Annotated in this window: 15 protein-coding genes; 7 read left to right on the forward strand and 8 right to left on the reverse strand. The window is 69.1% G+C overall.

Translation table 11 applies throughout. The annotated features are described in order from the left end of the window. Positions 1-2 precede the first annotated feature (2 nt). A complete protein-coding gene (locus tag FBZ87_RS26465; protein ID WP_145613581.1) occupies positions 3-1,313 on the forward strand; it encodes a DUF1501 domain-containing protein in 1,311 nt (436 codons plus the stop codon). 55 nt (positions 1,314-1,368) lie between these two features. Here FBZ87_RS26465 and FBZ87_RS26470 read toward each other — a convergent pair whose 3' ends face one another. The 4 genes from FBZ87_RS26470 to FBZ87_RS26480 all read right to left on the reverse strand — a co-directional run bounded on the left by FBZ87_RS26470 (position 1,369) and on the right by FBZ87_RS26480 (position 5,469). Next, the gene (locus tag FBZ87_RS26470) at positions 1,369-2,853 is read right to left on the reverse strand and encodes a methyl-accepting chemotaxis protein (RefSeq protein WP_211107223.1); all 1,485 of its coding nucleotides are present in this window, start codon (positions 2,851-2,853) and stop codon (positions 1,369-1,371) included. Positions 2,854-3,053: 200 nt separating this feature from the next. Continuing rightward, complete coding sequence (locus FBZ87_RS26475) at positions 3,054-3,683, reverse strand: DUF1826 domain-containing protein (RefSeq protein ID WP_186455000.1); 630 nt, start codon at positions 3,681-3,683, stop codon at positions 3,054-3,056. Continuing rightward, entirely contained in the window at positions 3,680-3,955 is a 276-nt protein-coding gene (locus FBZ87_RS29385) for a hypothetical protein (protein WP_186455001.1), read from the reverse strand. Before FBZ87_RS29385 ends, FBZ87_RS26475 begins: the two co-directional genes overlap by 4 nt. A 53-nt stretch (positions 3,956-4,008) precedes the next feature. After that, positions 4,009-5,469: an MFS transporter gene (locus FBZ87_RS26480; RefSeq protein ID WP_246134617.1), complete on the reverse strand. Its 1,461-nt coding sequence runs from the start codon at positions 5,467-5,469 to the stop codon at positions 4,009-4,011. Positions 5,470-5,534: 65 nt separating this feature from the next. Between FBZ87_RS26480 and FBZ87_RS26485 the strand changes: the two genes are divergently transcribed. Beyond that, a complete protein-coding gene (locus FBZ87_RS26485; RefSeq protein WP_425465743.1) occupies positions 5,535-6,527 on the forward strand; it encodes a LysR family transcriptional regulator in 993 nt (330 codons plus the stop codon). Here the strand turns inward: FBZ87_RS26485 and FBZ87_RS26490 are convergent. Both FBZ87_RS26490 and FBZ87_RS26495 read right to left on the reverse strand, forming a co-directional pair. Next, complete coding sequence (locus FBZ87_RS26490) at positions 6,511-8,463, reverse strand: potassium transporter Kup (protein WP_211107225.1); 1,953 nt, start codon at positions 8,461-8,463, stop codon at positions 6,511-6,513. The genes FBZ87_RS26485 and FBZ87_RS26490 overlap by 17 nt on opposite strands. A gap of 149 nt (positions 8,464-8,612) precedes the next feature. Further along, complete coding sequence (locus FBZ87_RS26495; protein WP_425465744.1) at positions 8,613-9,857, reverse strand: ABC transporter substrate-binding protein; 1,245 nt, start codon at positions 9,855-9,857, stop codon at positions 8,613-8,615. Between the two features lie 195 nt (positions 9,858-10,052). Here FBZ87_RS26495 and FBZ87_RS26500 point away from each other — a divergent pair, with 195 nt between their 5' ends. Genes FBZ87_RS26500 through FBZ87_RS26515 form a run of 4 tightly spaced genes read left to right on the forward strand, consistent with a single transcriptional unit; the run spans position 10,053 to position 13,353 of the window. After that, a complete protein-coding gene (locus FBZ87_RS26500; protein WP_246134618.1) occupies positions 10,053-10,859 on the forward strand; it encodes an ABC transporter ATP-binding protein in 807 nt (268 codons plus the stop codon). Then, entirely contained in the window at positions 10,852-11,556 is a 705-nt protein-coding gene (locus FBZ87_RS26505) for an ABC transporter ATP-binding protein (RefSeq protein ID WP_145613584.1), read from the forward strand. The genes FBZ87_RS26500 and FBZ87_RS26505 overlap by 8 nt, the downstream gene beginning before the upstream one ends. Before the next feature lies 1 nt (position 11,557). After that, on the forward strand, positions 11,558-12,427 hold the full coding sequence (locus FBZ87_RS26510; RefSeq protein WP_145613585.1) for a branched-chain amino acid ABC transporter permease: 870 nt from the start codon (positions 11,558-11,560) through the stop codon (positions 12,425-12,427). Further along, positions 12,427-13,353: a branched-chain amino acid ABC transporter permease gene (locus tag FBZ87_RS26515; RefSeq protein ID WP_145613586.1), complete on the forward strand. Its 927-nt coding sequence runs from the start codon at positions 12,427-12,429 to the stop codon at positions 13,351-13,353. The genes FBZ87_RS26510 and FBZ87_RS26515 overlap by 1 nt, the downstream gene beginning before the upstream one ends. On the opposite strand, the gene FBZ87_RS26520 is transcribed toward FBZ87_RS26515, so the two are convergent. Beyond that, on the reverse strand, positions 13,343-14,134 hold the full coding sequence (locus FBZ87_RS26520) for an NAD(P)H-dependent oxidoreductase (RefSeq protein ID WP_145613587.1): 792 nt from the start codon (positions 14,132-14,134) through the stop codon (positions 13,343-13,345). The genes FBZ87_RS26515 and FBZ87_RS26520 overlap by 11 nt on opposite strands. A gap of 96 nt (positions 14,135-14,230) precedes the next feature. On the opposite strand from FBZ87_RS26520, the gene FBZ87_RS26525 reads away from it, so the two are divergent. Further along, positions 14,231-15,148 carry a LysR family transcriptional regulator gene (locus FBZ87_RS26525; protein WP_145613588.1) on the forward strand — a complete coding sequence of 306 codons (918 nt, stop codon included), beginning with the start codon at positions 14,231-14,233 and terminating at the stop codon, positions 15,146-15,148. On the opposite strand, the gene FBZ87_RS26530 is transcribed toward FBZ87_RS26525, so the two are convergent. Further along, complete coding sequence (locus tag FBZ87_RS26530; protein WP_145613589.1) at positions 15,145-17,166, reverse strand: beta-N-acetylhexosaminidase; 2,022 nt, start codon at positions 17,164-17,166, stop codon at positions 15,145-15,147. The two genes, FBZ87_RS26525 and FBZ87_RS26530, sit on opposite strands and share 4 nt — an antisense overlap. Positions 17,167-17,177: the final 11 nt, after the last annotated feature.

Genomic DNA, 17,177 nt, shown 5'->3' on the forward strand with positions numbered 1-17,177 from the left:
TCATGGCGTTCAATCGACGCGAGATATTGAAGACCCTGGCCGCCGCCGGCGCCCTCACCACCGTGCCCGGCCTGGGGCAGTTGGCCTTCGCCGCGCCCGGTGGCGCAACCAACGGCGCGCAAGGCGCGAACGGCAAAATCCTGGTCGTGCTGTTCTTCCGCGGCGGCATGGACGTGCTGAATTTCATCGGCCCGGCCAATGACGCGGTCTACATCGACGCGCGGCCGGCCGACCTGCGGCTGCTGGACAGCGGCGACAAGGCCGGCATCGCGATGGACAGCGACCTGGCGCAGGGTGTGGATTTCCGTCTGCATCCCGAAGCCGCCGCTCTGCATGAAATCTACCGCCAGGGCGACCTGGCCATCGTCCACGCCACCGGCCTGTCCAACGCCACCCGCAGCCATTTCGAGGCGCAGGAACTGATGGAGCGCGGCCTGGCGGAGGAGCCCAAGGGCAACGGCGTCCTGGGCACGGAGGGTGGCTGGGTCGCCCGCCTGCTGCGCCAGATGGGAAGCAATGGCGAGCTGGTGGCGGTCAGCACCGCCGGCGGCGTGCCCAAGCTGCTGCAAGGCTATCCCGAAGCCCTGTCCATTCCCGACCTGCGCGGCGGCTTCGGCCTGCCCGGGGGGCCAAGCACCCAGGCGGTGCTGGAGCGGTTATACCCGGCCGGCGGCCAAGCGGCGTCCTTCAATCCCAATGTCGCGCGCGGTGGCCGGGTGGCGCTGGACGCCGCCCTGCGCCTGAACGCCGCCCTACCCAAGGGGCCGGATGGCAAGGTCCTGGCCTACCAGCCGGAGCATGGCGGCGCCTTCGACGGCGACGTCGGCCGCTCGCTGGAGACGGTGGCCCGCCTGATCCGCATGGACGCCGGCCTGAAGGTCGCCTGCGTCGACATGGGCGGCTGGGACACGCATGAGGGCCAGGCCGGCCGATTCAAGAGCCTGGTCCATCAGCTGTCGGGCTCGCTGAGCACCTTCTGGAATGACCTGTCGGCCTATCACGACCGCATCACCCTGGTGACGGTCAGCGAGTTCGGCCGCCGCCTGCGGGCCAACCGCAGCGGCGGCACCGACCACGGCCATGGTTCGCTGATGATGGTGCTGGGCGGGGGCGTGGCGGGCGGCCGCCTGCTGGGCCGCTGGCCGGGCTTGCAGCCGCAGGACTTGGACGAGCGCGTGGACCTGGCCGTCACCACCGACTATCGCGACGTGCTGGCCAGCGTGCTGAAGCATCGCATGGGCGTTGGCCAGGTGGACGCCGTCTTCCCCGGCTTCCACCCGGGCAGCGGCGATCCGGCCCTGTTCCGGGCGTAGTTCGGGCCTACAGCGGCGTGGGCACCTTCTCACGCCGCTGGTACCCGGATTTCCATTACCGCGCCAGCACGTGCGCGGCCCGCTTGGTGGTGGTGACAGCCTCGCCAACGTGGCCGATGGCTGCGGCGATGCCGCCGAGGTTGTTGGTGACCGTCTCCACCGCCACCGCCGTGCGCTGCATGTTGGAGGACATGTCACGGGTCACGGCACTCTGCTCCTCCACAGCGCTGGCGGTGGAGGTCACATATTCCCGCACCGTGCCGATGGATTGGCGGATGGTGCTCAAGGCACCCACGACTTCACCGGAAACGGCCTGCATCCCCTCGATCTCATCGGAGATCTGCTGGGTGGCATTGGCGGACTGGGTGGCCAAGTTCTTCACTTCCGTCGCCACCACGGCAAAGCCCTTGCCGGCGTCGCCAGCTCGCGCGGCCTCGATGGTCGCGTTCAGGGCCAGCAGGTTGATCTGTCCGGCGATACCGCGGATGACCTCAACCACCCCTTCCATGGAGCGCGCCACTTCAGCCAACCGCTGGGTGGAGGCATCGGCCTTATCGGCCAAGTTGGCGGCGCTCTCGGCCGCCGTCCGCGATTGCGCCATGCTCTGCGAAATCTCGCGGATGGACGCCGCCAGTTCCTCGGCGCTGGACGCCATCATCTGAACGGCGCCAGAGGTTTCGCCAGCGGCGGTCAGGGCGTCACCCGACTGCCGCGTGGTCTGGTCCATGGCGTGGTCGATCTCCCCGAAGTTCTTGTCGATCAAGACCTTCAGGTCGGCCAGCATCTGCACCTGGCGGGTGATGTCGGTGGCGTACTTCACCACCTTGAACGGCCGGCCGTTCAGATCGAAGATGGGGTTGTACGACGCCTCGATCCAGACCTCGCGCCCGCCCTTGCCCAGGCGGCGGAACTGGGCCGCCTTGTATTCACCCCGGCGCAGCGCATCCCAGAAAGCGCGGTAATCGGCGCTGTCGCGGTAGGCGGTGTCCACGAACATGGCGTGCGGCTTGCCCTGCACCTCGGCCAGCGTATAGCCCAAGGTGCCCAGGAAACCGTCGTTGGCGGTCAGCACGGTGCCGTCCATGGTGAATTCGATCACCGCCTGCGACTTGCGAATGGCGTCCATCTGGCCCCGCAGGTCGGCGTATTCCATCTTTTGCGCCGTGACGTCGGTCGCGTACTTCACCACCTTCAGCGGCCGGCCCTTGGTGTCGAGAATGGGGTTGTAGGAGGCCTCGATCCAGACCTCCTTGCCACCCTTGCCGATGCGCTTGAACTGCGCCGCCTGGTATTCCCCGCGCCGCAGCGCCTCCCAAAAAGTCTTATAGGCGGCGCCGTTCCGCTCCGCCTCTTCCACGAACATGCCGTGGGATTTTCCCTGGATCTCCGCCAGGGTATAGCCCATGGCCTTCAGGAAGTTCCTGTTAGCGATCAGCACAGTGCCATCCATGGCGAACTCGATCACCGCCTGGGACCGGTCCAGGGCCGTCAGGGTGGCCGCCATCACGCGGAACTGCTTAAGGAAACCCGCCAACATCATTTCAACACTCCAAAAAAAGATCCAAGATTCCAGATCGGCCGCAATGGCGGATTCGCAATATTCCGAAAAGGCGCGGTTGCCGGAGCCAATGCCTGGAATGCGTCGAGGATTGGATATTTCATGAAGTATGACAAAAACCTTGCCGGCTTATTAATGTTCGCACACCGTTAACATCACCAACGGGATATATACGCGAAAGGTTAGGTGGACACCCAAGCCTTGGGCGACGCGGCGGAGGGTAGGTTCAGGCACAGGACCAGCCGTGCCTGGCCGGTGCCGGCGATGGGGGGAGAGCGGTGAACGACGCCCTCGCCACATGTTTCGCCACTGCCCTTGAACAGCGCCACGGCATGGCGTGGCATCTCATACAACGGCCCCCGGTATCGCCGCTGCTCCGCCAGCGCGCGGGCGGCATCGATGGGTGCCACCACCTGGGTGCCCGGGCCCCGATAGGTGGTGATCAGGCGCAGCCGCACATGGTCGCGGTGGAATTTCCAACAGGCGTCGCCCTCCACCACTTCCAGCCGCAGGTCCACCCACTCCCCGCCCGCCACGTCCAGGAAGCGGCGGCTGAGATCCACGATGTCGGCGGCCAGCCCCAACGGCGCACCGGTCCCGTCCAGCAGTGGCGCCAGGGCGGTATCCACGTCACCGAGGCGTGCCAGGAAACGGCCTCGGGGCAGGCGGCCCGCCGGCAGGGCGTCCAGCCAAGGGTCCAGCGCCGCGCCGGGGAACCGGTCCCGCCGCCACAGCGCCAATCCCACCGCCGGATCCGAGACACGGCCCAGCACGGCGGGGTTGGCATCTTCGACAATGCCGGCGCCGGTCATTGCCGCGTCCGCCCGGCCACCAGGTCGTCCCCCGCCACATCGCCGCCGACATGGGCCGCCAGGGTGGCCAGCACATCGGCCACCCCTTCCGCCCCATAGACGGCGATCAGCCGGGGCAGCAGTTCCACCAGGCCGGCGGCCAAGGCGCTGTGCGCCGGGATGCCCGCCGCCTCGCATCGCGATAGCGCGCCCTGGAAGGTAAGTAGGGCTTCGGCGAAGCGGGGCGGCACCACGCCGGGGGGCAGTCCAAGGGCGGCGGTGAGGGTGGACATCGGGCTCGGGCTCCGGCATTGGAAGGGATATTTAGAAATGTAACGTTATAACATTACATTTCAAAGGAAGAATGCCGTCGCCCCTTGGCCGTCACCAGCAGGGCCAGGGCCACCAGGCCGCCCGCCACCAGGAAGGTGACGCGCATGCCGGCGGCGGCTGCGTCCGCCGGGGCGGTGGTAATGTCGGGCACGCCGGAGGCCACGGCGAACACCGCCCCCAGGGCCGAGGCGCCGGTGATCAGGCCCAGGTTGCGGGCCAGGTTCAGGATGCCGGAGACGACACCCCGCCGGTCGGGTGGAACACCCGACATGACGGCGGTGTTGTTGGCCGCCTGGAACAGGGCATATCCGGCGGTCAGCACGGCGATGGACCCGACATAAGCGGCAACACCACAGGTGGGCCCCTGCGGACCCAGCCCCGCCAACGCCATCAGCACCGCCCCCGCCACCATGGCGGCCAAACCGGCGACACTCACGCGCGCCGCGCCGAAGCGATCGACCAGCCGGCCCGCCGGCACGCCGGCCAGGGCGGACATCAGGGGACCGGCCGACATCACCAGCCCTACCCCGGCGGGGCTCAGGCCCACGGCGCGGACCAGGTAGAACGGCCCCACCACGAAGGTGGTCGCCATCACCGTCGCCACGGCGCCACTGCCCGCCAGGCCGGGCCCCACCACCGGGTCGCGCAGCAGGCCCAGGCGCACCAGGGGCGAGGCCACTCGCGCCTCCACCAGCGCGAACAGCCCGGCGCCCGCGACCGCCGCCGCCAGCAGCGCCAGGTTCAGCACGCCCCAGTGCCCCCGTCCTAACGTCATGGCCAGAGCATACAGCGCCAGGGTGCCGCCCAGCAGCACCGTGCCGGCAGCATCGAAGCGGGGCCGGTCCGAAGATGATGACATCCTATCCGCCGGCTCTCTGTCCGCCGGCCCCCTATCCGCCGGCAGGGCCCGCCAGGCCAGCAGCAGGGCCAGACCACCCAGCGGCAGGTTGACCAGAAAGATGGCCCGCCAGCCCCAGGCGGCGATCAGCGCGCCGCCCAGGGACGGGCCCAGCGCGGTGCCCAGGGCCGACATGGTGCCCATCAAGCCCATGGCGCGGCCGATGCGATCCTTGGGTACCGTTCCGCCGACGAAGGCCAGGGCCAGCGCCGTCATGGCCGATGCACCCAGCCCCTGCGCCGCCCGGGCGGCGACCAGGACACCCAGGCCGGGCGCCAGCCCACAGAACGCCGAGGCGCCGGTGAACAGGGCCAGGCCGGCCAGCAACAGGCGGCGGCGACCCGTCAGGTCCCCTAGCCACCCGACGCTGACGATCAGAGTGGTCATGGCCAGCAGATAGGCCAGGACCACCCATTGCACCTGCTGGAAAGGCGCCCCCAGGGCCCGCGCCAGGGTGGGCAGGGCCACGTTGGCCACGCTGGTGCCCAGGGAAGACAACAGCACGCACAGCGACAGCGCGGCCAGGACCCACCGGGTCCCCACCGGCGCCACCGTCACTGGTTGATCCATACTCATTGAGGCCATGTCACCCTCCGCTCATTGGTTCGGGCGGACGGTAGCCGGCAGGGTGACATGGCGGAATGCGCACGGATTGCAGCATATTCGTGCACGCCACGCGCTATGTCGCGTCGCGCCGCATGTTAGGATACGTCATGGCCACCCTGCCCGACTTGAACCTGCTGATCACCCTGGACGTGCTGCTGAGCGAGGGCAGCGTGGCCAAGGCCGCGCGCCGCCTGCGGCTCAGCCCCTCGGCCATGAGCCGGGCGCTGGCCCGTCTGCGGGAGGTGACGGGCGATCCGCTGCTGGTGCGGGCGGGCCGGGGCCTGGTGCCGACGCCACATGCCCTGGACTTGCGCGAGCGGGTGGCCCCCCTGGTGCGGGAGGCGGAGGCCGTGCTGCGCCCGGCGGAGGGGCTGGATCTGGCGCGCCTCACCCGTACCTTCACCCTGCGCACACGGGAAGGATTCGTGGAAAGCTTCGGCGTCGCGCTCGTCACCCGGGTGGCGCGGGAGGCGCCGGGCGTGCGCCTGCGCTTCGCGCCCAAGCCGGACAAAGGCAGCACGCCGCTGCGCGACGGCGCCGTAGATCTGGAAACCGGGGTGGTGGGCGACGGCATGGGGCCGGAGGTCCGCGCACAGGCGCTGTTCCGCGACCGCTTCGTCGGCGTGGCGCGGGCCGGGCATCCCTTGAGCCTAGGTACCCTCACCCCCGTCCGCTTCGCCGCCGCCCGCCACATCGCCGTGGCCCGCCGCGACCATGACCCGGACCGCCGCCATGCCCCGGTGGACGCGGCGCTGGAACCGCTGGGCCTCGCCCGCGACGTGGCCGTCATCGTCGGTGACTTCTCCGCCGCATTGACCCTGGCCCGCGCCACCGACCTGGTGGCGACGGTGCCGGAGCGGCATACCCTGACCTTGCGCGAGGGCCTGTTCAGCTTCGCCCTGCCGGTCGATGTGCCGGAAATCACCGTGTCGTTGCTCTGGCACCCCCGCCTGGACGCCGACCCCGCCCACCGCTGGCTGCGCGGCTGCGTGCGCGAGGTCTGCGGGGAAACTAGACCTCCAACCTGAATCCCACTTCCATCACCTGTTCCGGCGGCAGGTGAAAGTAATCCGACGCCCGCAGGCCTAGGCGCTGCATCAGGTGATAGGCGGTCCAGATGGGGCCGGAGAGGGCGGGGTTCCGCTCGGCGCGGATCAGCCGCTCATGCGAGATGTAGTAGGTCACCTCCTCCCGGCAGAAGGCCAGGCCCAGGCGGGCCAAGCCGCGCATGACCGTGGGCACGTCGGGCTTCTGCATGAAGCCGATGCGCACCGTCACCCGCCAGAAGCCATTGCCCACCTGTTCCACCGACAGGCGCTCACCGGCCGGCACGCGGGGCCGCTTGGTCGGCACCAGGGTCAGCAGGATGACGTGCTCATGCAGCACCCGGTTGTGGGTGACGTGATGCACCAGCATGGGCGACACCCGGTCGGCCGTGCGGGTCACGAACACCGCCGTGCCGGGCAGGCGGTGCACCACCGTCTCCTCCACCTGGCGCATGAAGTCGGCGAAGGTGGTGCCGCCCTCGCTCAGCTTGATCTGCACGATGGCGGTGCCCTTGCGCCAGGCGACCATGAGGAAGGCGATGAAGCCGCCGATGGCCAGCGGCAGCCAGCCGCCCTCCAGCAGCTTGGTGCTGTTGGCCACCAGAAAGGCCAGGTCCACGGCGGCGAAGAAGCCCATCATCAGGTTGGTGGGGATGGCCGGCCAGTTCCACAGCTCGCGCATCACCCGGCGCAGCAGGATGGTGGTGATCAGCATGGTGGCCGACACGGCGATGCCGTAGGCGGCGGCCAGCGCCTCGGAATGGCGGAAGCCCAGCACGATCATCAGGGTCGCGATCATCAGCAGCCAGTTGACCACGCCGACGTAGATCTGGCCGTAGGACTTGCGCGAGGTGGGGGAGATGGACATGCGCGGCAGCAGGCGCAGGGTGATGGCCTGCCGCGTCATGGAGAAGACGCCGGAGATCAGCGCCTGGCTGGCGATGACCGTGGCCATGGTCGCCAGCATGACCAGGGGCACCAGCGCCCAGTCCGGCGCCAGGCGATAGAAGGGATTGTCCACCGCCTCGGGCTTGCCCAGCAGCAGGGCGCCCTGGCCCAGGTAATTCAGGATCAGGGCGGGGAAGACGACCACGAACCAGGCCCGGCGGATGGCGCCGGCGCCGAAGTGGCCCATGTCGGCGTACAAGGCCTCCGCCCCCGTCAGCGCCAGGAAGACGGCGCCGAACACGGCGAAGGCCACGCCCGGCGCATGCACCAGCAGGTGTTCGGCCGACAGCGGATTGAAGGCCATGAGGATGTCCGGCCGCTGCACGACATGGCTGAGGCCGGCCAGGGCCAGCACGCCGAACCATAGCGCCATGATGGGACCGAACAGGCGGCCGATGGCGCCGGTGCCGCGGTACTGGATGGCGAACAGGGCCACCAGCACTGCCACGGTCAGGGGCAGGACGAAAGCGCCCAGGTGGCTGTCGGCCACGACCAGTCCTTCCATGGCCGACAGGACGGAAATGGCGGGGGTGATGGCGCCGTCGCCGAACAGCAGGGCCGCGCCGCAGATGCCCAGGAACACCACCATCGGCACCATCTCCCTGGCGCTGGGCGGATGTACCAGGGACAGGAGCGAGAGGATGCCGCCCTCGCCGTCATTGTCGGCGCGCAGCACCAGGGCCACGTACTTCACCGCCACGATCAGGATCAGCGCCCAGATGATCAGGCTGACCACCCCCAACACATCGCCCTCGCTGGGCAGGCGGCCGTGATGGGTGACGGCGCCCAGCGCCGTTTGCATGGCATAGAGGGGGGAGGTGCCGATGTCGCCGAAAACCACGCCCAGCGCCCCCAGCATCAGCATGCCACGGCTGCCGTGGACATGGCCGTGGCCGTGCTGTTCATGCAGGCCATCGGTCGCTGGGGCGGCCGCGCCCTCATCCTTCGCCATCGATTCCGCGTTGCTCATCCGTCCGGTCCCCGCCCCAATCCCCGCAAAGGGTCGCCTACCCTAGATAAGCCGCCCTGCCCGACCTTCTACCGTTGGGGCGGTCGGGGCGGCAATGCGGCGAATGGGGCTTCAAAAACCGGACGCCGGATCAGGATGCCTTCCTGGCCTCAATGGGCTTTAATCAGGGGGCAGGCCCCCTTGTCCTGGGCCTGGTAGGCCTCCTCCCCCGGAATGGTGCGCAGCAGCTTGTAATAATTCCAGGGCTTCTTGCTCTCCTCGGGCTTCTTCACCTCGAACAGGTACATGTCGTGCACCATGGTGCCGTCTTCGCGCACCGTGCCCTTGGCGAACATGTCGTCCACCGGCAGTTCCCGCATCTTGGCCGCCACCGCCTTGGCGTCGGTGGTGCCCGCCGCCTTGACCGCCTTCAGGTAATGCAGGACCGAGGAATAGGTTCCGGCCTGGATCATGTTGGGCATGCGCTTGGTCTTTTGGAAATAGCGCTCCGCCCATTGCCGGCTGGCATCGTCACGATCCCAGTAGAAGGCCTCGGTCAGCACCAGGCCCTGCGCCGTCTTCAGGCCCAGGGCGTGCACGTCGCTGAGGGTGAACAGCAGGCCGGCCAGCTTCTGCCCGCCCTTGGTGATGCCGAATTCCGCCGCCTGCTTGATGGCGTTGGTGGTGTCGGTGCCGGCGTTGGCCAGGCCGATGACCTGGGCCTTGGACGCCTGCGCCTGCAACAGGAAGGACGAGAAGTCGCTGTTCTGGAAGGGCGCGTTGAGCGCCCCCACCACCGTGCCGCCCTTCGCCGTCACGAAGTCGGTGGTGTCCTTTTCCAGCTGGTGCCCGAAGGCGTAGTCGGCGGTGATGAAGAACCAGGACTTGCCCCCCGATTCCACCAGCGCCCCGCCCGTGCCGCGCGCCAGGGCATAGGTGTCGTAGGCCCAATGGAAGCCGGTGGGCGAGCAGGCCTCATTGGTGAGCTTGGAGGTCGCCGCCCCCACCACAATGTCGATCTTGCCCTTGGCCTTGGCCAGGTCCTGCACCGCCAGGGCGACGGAAGAGGTGGTGAGCTCGCCGATCATGTCGACGGCATCGGCATCGAACCACTGGCGGGCGATGGCGACGCCGGTGTCCGGCTTGTTCTGATGGTCGGCGCTGAGCAGCACGATCTTGCGCCCCAGCACGCTGCCGCCGAAATCGTCGATGGCCATTTGCGCCGCCACGACCGAACCGCGCCCGCCGAAATCGGCATAGGTGCCGGACTGGTCGTTCAGGATGCCGATGCGCACCGGCTTTGTCGTGTCCGCCTCGGCGGCCGCCCGCGCCGCGCCCAGCGGCATCAGGCTCAACGCCGCCCCGAGCATCGCGCCGAGGATCACGGGGCCGCGCCGTGTCAGAGTTCCGCTCATCCGCTTCCTCCCGATATCGTTATGGTCGACGCCCGACCCTGCCGATCCCGGCGCCGCTGCCCACCACTATGCCGCATCCCGGACGATCCGGGAATGCAACACCTTGAAATATCTTGTTGCCCTGGGCCTAATGACCGCGGGAGACCAAAGACCCGGCGGACACTGCCGGCCAGGATGCGCGACAGGGCAGGCCCGATGACCGACCCCGCAATGACGGACCCCCCAGTGGTGGATCCGATACCGGACGTGGTCCTGGAGACACGGGGACTGACCAAGTCCTTCCAGGGTTTCACCGCCGTGCGCGACCTGGACTTCACCGTGCGCCGGGGGACCATCCATGCCCTGATCGGCCCCAACGGCGCCGGCAAGACCACCGTGTTCAACCTGCTGACCAAGTTCCTGGCGCCGACATCCGGCCACATCCTGCATGACGGCGCGGACATCACCGGCGCCAGCCCGGCCGCCATCGCCCGGCGGGGCATAGGCCGCTCCTTCCAGATCTCCGCCACCTTCCCCCACCTGTCGGCGCTGGAGAACGTGCGCGTGGCGCTGCAGCGGCGCACGCCCGGCCGTTTCCATTTCTGGCGGACGGAATCCACACTGGCCGCGCTGAACGACCAGGCAGTGTCCCTGCTGGCCGAGGTCGGGCTGGAAGCGCGCGCCCAAGAACCGGCCGGCACCCTGCCCTACGGCGCCAAGAAGGCGCTGGAGATCGCCACCACGCTGGCGCTGGACCCCGACGTGCTGCTGCTGGACGAGCCGCTGGCCGGCATGGGGCGGGAGGACGTGGACCGCACCGCCGCCCTGATCCGCCGCGCGGCGCAAAGGGAAAACGGCCAGCGGACGGTGGTGATGGTGGAACACAACCTGGGCGTGGTCGCCGACCTGTCGGATCGCATCACCGTGCTGCAGCGGGGGGAGATCCTGGCCGAGGGCAGCTACGCCGACATCGCCGCCGACCGCGCCGTGCGCGAGGCCTACATGGGGACCGGGCATGCCTGAGGCGGTGCTGTCGGTCAACGGCCTGGACGGCCATTACGGCGACAGCCATGTGTTGCACGGCGTGAACTTCAGCATCCGGGCGGGCGAGGTCGTGACCCTGGTCGGCCGCAATGGTGCGGGCAAGACCAGCACCCTGCGCGCCATCATGGGCCTGCTGCCCCGCCGTAGCGGCTCCATCGCATTGAGAGGTCGGCAGTTGATCGGCCTGCCGCCACACCGCATCGCCCGCGCCGGCATCGGCTACGTCCCCGACGACCGGGGCATCTTCGCCAGCCTGTCGGTGGCGGAGAACCTAGCCCTGCCACCGCGCGCGCAGGCGGGCGCCTTGAGCGATGGTGAGATCGACGCCCTGTTCCCCCGCCTGAAGGAGCGGCGCGCCAGCCCCGGCACCAAACTGTCGGGCGGGGAGCAGCAGATGCTGGCCATCGCCCGCGCCCTTCGCACCGGGGCCCGCCTGCTGCTGCTGGACGAACCGACGGAGGGCCTGGCCCCCGTCATTGTGCAGCAGATCGGCGCGATCCTTCGCGATCTGAAGAGCCGGGGATACACAGTGCTGCTGGTGGAGCAGAACGTGCATTTCGCGGCATCCGTGGCCGACCGCCACATCGTCATGGAAAACGGCCGGGTGGTGGACAGTCTTGACAACGCCGAGCTGGCCGCCGACCCCGGCCGGCTGGACCGCTTCCTGGGGGTGTGAGATGTCCGTTCAGGTTCTGTCGGGACAGCTGCTGCTGGGCCTCATCAACGGCGCCTTCTACGCCCTGCTGAGCCTGGGCCTGGCCGTCATCTTCGGCGTGCTGGGCATCATCAATTTCGCCCATGGCGCCTTCTACATGGTGGGCGCCTTCGCCGCCTGGGGCTTGGCGACCTACCTGGACGTCGGCTACTGGCCGGCCCTGGTGCTGGTGCCCCTGGCGATGGGGCTGCTGGGCATGGGGGTGGAGCGGCTGATGCTGAAGCGCCTGGCCGGCCTGGATCCGCTGTACGGCCTGCTGGCCACCTTCGGCCTGGCTCTGGTGCTGGAAGGCACCTTCCGGCAGGTCTACGGGTCCTCCGGTCAGCCTTATCCCGTGCCGGAGGCGCTGCAGGGGGGCGTCAACCTGGGCTTCATGTTCCTGCCGCTCTATCGCGGCTGGGTGGTCGCGGCCTCCATCGTCGTCTGCCTGGCCACCTGGCTGGCCATTGAGCGCACCGCCCTGGGCGCCCGCCTGCGCGCGGTCACGGAACGGCCGGACGTCGCCCAGGCCCTGGGCCTGAACGTACCGCTGCTGGTCACCGTCACCTTCGGCGTGGCGGTGGCGCTGGCGGCCTTCGCTGGGGTCATGGCCGCCCCCGTCTACCAGGCCAACCCCCTGATGGGCAGCAACCTGATCATCGTCGTCTTCGCCGTGGTGGTCATCGGCGGCATGGGGTCCCTGTCCGGCGCCATCCTCAGCGGCTATGGCCTGGGCCTGGCCGAGGGCATGACCAAGGTGTTCTATCCCCCTGCCGCCAACATCGTGGTGTTCGTCATCATGGCGGTGGTGCTGATGGTCCGCCCCGCCGGGCTGTTCGGGCGGGCCAGCTGATGCGCCTCCCTCCCCTCGCCCTCCTGGCCCTGGCCGCCCTGGCCCTGCTGTTGGCCGCCCCTTGGGTGATCTACCCCGCCTTCCTGATGAAGGCGCTGTGCTTCGCCCTATTCGCCGCCGCCTTCAACCTGCTGCTGGGCTACGCCGGCCTGCTGTCCTTCGGGCATGCCGCCTTCTTCGGCGGGGCGGCCTATGTCACCGCCCATGCCGCCAAGGTGTGGGGCTGGCCGCCGGAACTGGCCATCCTCGGTGGCACGCTGGCGGCCGCCCTGCTGGGCCTGGCCATGGGTGCGCTGGCCATCCGCCGCCAGGGCATCTATTTCGCCATGACCACGCTGGCGCTGGCGCAGATGCTGTTCTTCCTGTTCCTGCAAGCCCCCTTCACCGGCGGTGAGGACGGCATCCAGGGTGTCCCCCAGGGCCGCCTGTTGGGCCTGATCGACCTTGGCCAGCCCACCAGCGCCTATTACGCCGTGCTGGCCATCGCGGCCCTGGGCCACCTGGCGCTTTACCGCATCATTCATTCGCCCTTCGGCCAGGTGCTGAAGGCGGTGCGCGACAACGAGGCCCGCGCCCGGTCGCTGGGCTATGAGGTCGACCGCTACAAGCTGACGGCCTTCGTGCTGTCGGCCACGCTGGCGGGCCTGGCCGGCGGCACCAAGGCCCTGGTCTTCCAGATCGCCACGCTGGCCGACGTACAGTGGCAGATGTCGGGCGAGGTGGTGCTGATGACCCTGCTGGGCGGCATCGGCACCGTGGCCGGCCCCGCCGTGGGCGCCTTCCTGTCCGTGGGCCTGGAAAGCGCTCTGGCCACCAGCGGCCTGCCCGTCGCCGCCGTGATCGGCGCCGTCTTCATCGCCTGCGTGCTGGTCTTCCGCCGGGGCCTGGTGGGGGAGATCGGGGCGCGGCTGAAGATCAGGATTTGACCCCCTCTCGCAGATGCACCCCGAAGCCGGTTGCGCCCTCACTGAGCCCCTCCCGCAGTTCCATGCTGGGGATCCGGTAGTCCCCACCGTTCTGCTGCCGATAGGGGATGGGAGCCGTCTGCTCCAAGGTGCGCAGGCGTTCCCGCAGACGCTCGGCCTCGCGCTCGAAGCCCGCCGCGTCCAGCCGATCCGCCTGGTACAGGACGAAGGGCGGCAGGACGGCGTAGCCGGGGTAGTAGAGGATGCCATGGTGGATGGGGAACAGCAGGTCGTCGATGGGGCCGTTGATCCCGCGCGGGCCGTAGTGCGGTGCCCAGCCGCCGGCGGTGGTGATGACCATGGCGCGCCTGCCCTGGAAGACGCCCTCGCCATAGCGGTCGCCCCAGCGACGGTCGCTGTGTTCGCCCACGCCATAGGCGAAACCGTAGGCGAACACGCGATCAACCCAGCCCTTCAGGATGGCCGGCATGGTGAACCACCAGAGGGGGAACTGCAGGATCAGCATGTCGGCCCAGCGCAGCTTTTCCTGCTCCGCCAGCACGTCGGCCGTCAACCGGCCGGCGGCATAACCATCACGCGACGCCAGCACCGGCACCAGGCGATCCTCAGGCTTAAGGTCGGGGAAGTCGGCGTGGTCGACCACGGCCTTCCACCCCATGGCGTGGAGGTCGGATACCTGGACCGTGTGGCCCTGGGCCTCGAGTTCGGCCACCGCGACGTCACGCAACGCGCCGTTCAGGGATCGGGGATCGGGATGGGCGAAGACGATGAGGACGTTCATTTGGGTCAGTGCTCCGGATTAGCGAACCGACGCCTCAGGTAGACCTGATCCCATCCATGCGCTACAGATAGGCAATGCATAAGATCTTGCCGAATTATGGATAAGTCCGGCGTCACGCTAGAGCGCATGCGCACTTTCGTCCGCGTGGCGGAGCGGGGCAATTTGTCGGCCGTGGCCCGCGAACTGGGCGTGGGCCAGTCCACCGTCACCCGCCAGCTGCGCGAGCTGGAAGAGGCGGTGGGCGTGCCCCTCTTGAGCCGCACCACCCGGCGCGTCACACCGACGGAGGAAGGCGCGCGCTATCACGCCCAGTGCGCCCAGATCCTGCGACTGGTGGATCAGGCGTCGGATGAGGCGCGTGGTGGCCGGCAGGGCGCGGCCGGCACCATCCGCCTATCCTGCACGGCGGCCCTGGGCGTGCGCCATATCAGCCGCCTGCTGTTCGCCTTCCAGGATCGTCACCCGGACATCGGCATCGACCTGAACCTGACGGATGAGCGAGTAGATCTAGTGCGGGAAGGCGTGGACATCGCGCTGCGCCTCGGCCCACTGACCGACAGCACCCTGAAGCTGAAGCCCCTGGGCCGTTCACGCCGATCGCTGATGGCCTCGCCGGGCTATCTGGCGCGGCGGGGCCGGCCCACCCGGCCGCAGGACCTGGCAGGCCATGACATCGTCCGCATGTCCAACGTGTCCGGCAGCGATACCCTGGTGCTGCACGGACCCAATGGCGGCCTGACGGAGGTGCCGGCGGGCGGACGCTTCCGCGTCGACCATGGCCTGGGCGCGCGCGAGGCGCTGGCGGCCGGCCGGGGCATCGGCCCCACCCACCACTGGCTGGTGGATGACCTGCTGGCCGATGGCCGGGTGGAGATCGTCCTGCCCGGCCATAGTCCGCCGCCGGTGCCCTTCAACATGCTGATCGTGCCGGAACGGGCGGGCATCGCCCGCGTCCGCCTGCTGATCGACTTCCTGGCGGACGCCGTGCCGGGCATCCCGGGGATGGAGCATTAGCGCGCAGCCTTCACCAGCCTGGCCACCGCCGGCAGGATGGCGAACTCCAACTCGGCGCCAGGTTCAACCGCCTCCGCCAGCGCCTTGTCCGCCGCGGCGCGGTCGGCCAGGGGCTTGCCCGTGGCCACGGCATCGGCGGCGGCCAGCCCCGCCGCGGCCAGGCGGGTCAGCTTGGCCGCCGGCGCGGCCAGTTCCGCCAGCAACGGCGTAGCCTGGCGGTAGGGGGCCAGCAATGTCTCCGCCGTCTGCCACCGCTCCAGCAGGCCCCGCACCTGCGTCCGGGCGATGATGTCGCCGGGCTGGGCGATGAGACGGTCCACTGCCAGCCCAAACTCCCGCGCCACGGCGCTTTCCGCCGGGATCGCGTCCACCAGGCGGTTCAGGGGCGTGGACTGCACGGCGTCCGGCCGCTGGGTGGAGCGGTTATAGTCCTTCAGCGGCTCCACCGCCTGAGCCAGGGGCCACAGGGCGCCACCCCCCGCCGGCCCCGCCACCCGGGCCAGCATGGCCTCATTCGCCGCCCTGTGCCGCGAGCCGGCAAAGGCCAAGTCATCGGCCACACGGTCCAGACGCGCGTACATGGCCGGGACATCGGCCGTCATATCCTTGGGCGACCACAGCTTTTCCGCCACCACGGCGGCGCGGGGCCATAGGCGGATGTCCAGGTTCTCCGGTGACAGCCGCTCGCTCCAGGCGCAGGCCTCACCGCCCAGGATAAGGCCTTCCAACCCCGCCGGCAGGTTCTCCGGCATAGGATCGGCAGCGTAGTGGCGGCCGGCCGGCCAGCTCAAATCCAGATAATAGGGGGCGGACAGGATGCCGGCGTGGCCGGCCAGCGCCGCCTTCTTCAGCGATTCCGTATCCCGCCAGGACTGCACCACCACGTCCTTGGGCATGTCGCCGTCCATGATCTCATCCCAGCCGATGGCGTGTTTGCCGTGGCGGGCGACGATGGCCTGTACCTTGGTGGTGAACAGGGCCTGCAAGGCGGCGGTGTCCGTCAGGCCATGGGCCTTCATATAGGCCTGGACGGCAGGGCTGGCCTTCCACTGTTCGCCGTTCACCTCATCCCCGCCGATGTGGAAGTAAGGATCGGGGAACAACGCGGTCATTTCGCCAACGAGACGATCCAGGAACTGATAGGTGCTGTCGCGCGTCGGGTCCAGCGCGGGATCGAAGACGCCCCAGTGCCGCTCGATGGCGTAGGGGCCGGGCGCGCTGGCCAGTTCCGGATAACCCACCAGCCAGGCGGTGGTGTGCCCCGGCATGTCGAATTCCGGCACCACGCGGATGCCCCGGTCGGCGGCGTAGCGGATGACCTGGCGCACCTGGTCCTGGGTGTAGAAGTCGCCGTCCGACCCCAGCTGATGCAGCTTGGGGAAGACCTTGCTTTCCACGCGGAAGCCCTGGTTGTCGGCCAGATGCCAGTGCAGCACGTTCAGCTTCACCGCCTGCATCAGGTCGATGGTGCGTTCCACCGTGGCGATGGGCATGAAGTGGCGCGACACGTCCAACAGCAGGCCGCGCCAGGGGAAGCGCGGCTGGTCATGGATGGTGACCGCCGGTACGGCCCAGCCCTGGGGCCCGTTGGCCACCAGCTGGGCGAAGGTGGCGATGCCCCGGTTGATGCCGACGGATGTGGCGGCCGTGATGCTGGCGCCGGTTGGCGTCACCGTCAGGGTGTAGGCCTCATCCTCCTTGGGCGCCGGCACGGCGGCGCTGACGCCCGTGACGGTCAGCATCAGGGTCGCCTTCCCCCTCGCTGTCGGCGTGCCGGCCAGGAACTGCCCGGTCTTGGCGGCCAGGCGCTGGATCAGGGTGTGGGCCGCCGCGGTCAAGTGCGGATCGGCGGGCCCCGCCAACGCCACGGTGAAACCGCCATCCACCAGCAACTGCCCCGTGCCCGCGCTCATGGCCGCCGGCAGGGGCATGAGCGCCGCCGGCTGGGCGTACGCGGCGGAACCGACGCTGGCGGCCATCAGGGTCACGCCGGAGACAAGCAAGGCCTTCAATCGCATGGGTAAGCGTC

Origin of the sequence: Nitrospirillum amazonense (assembly GCF_007828035.1) — a bacterium.
Taxonomy (GTDB): Bacteria; Pseudomonadota; Alphaproteobacteria; order Azospirillales; family Azospirillaceae; genus Nitrospirillum; species Nitrospirillum amazonense.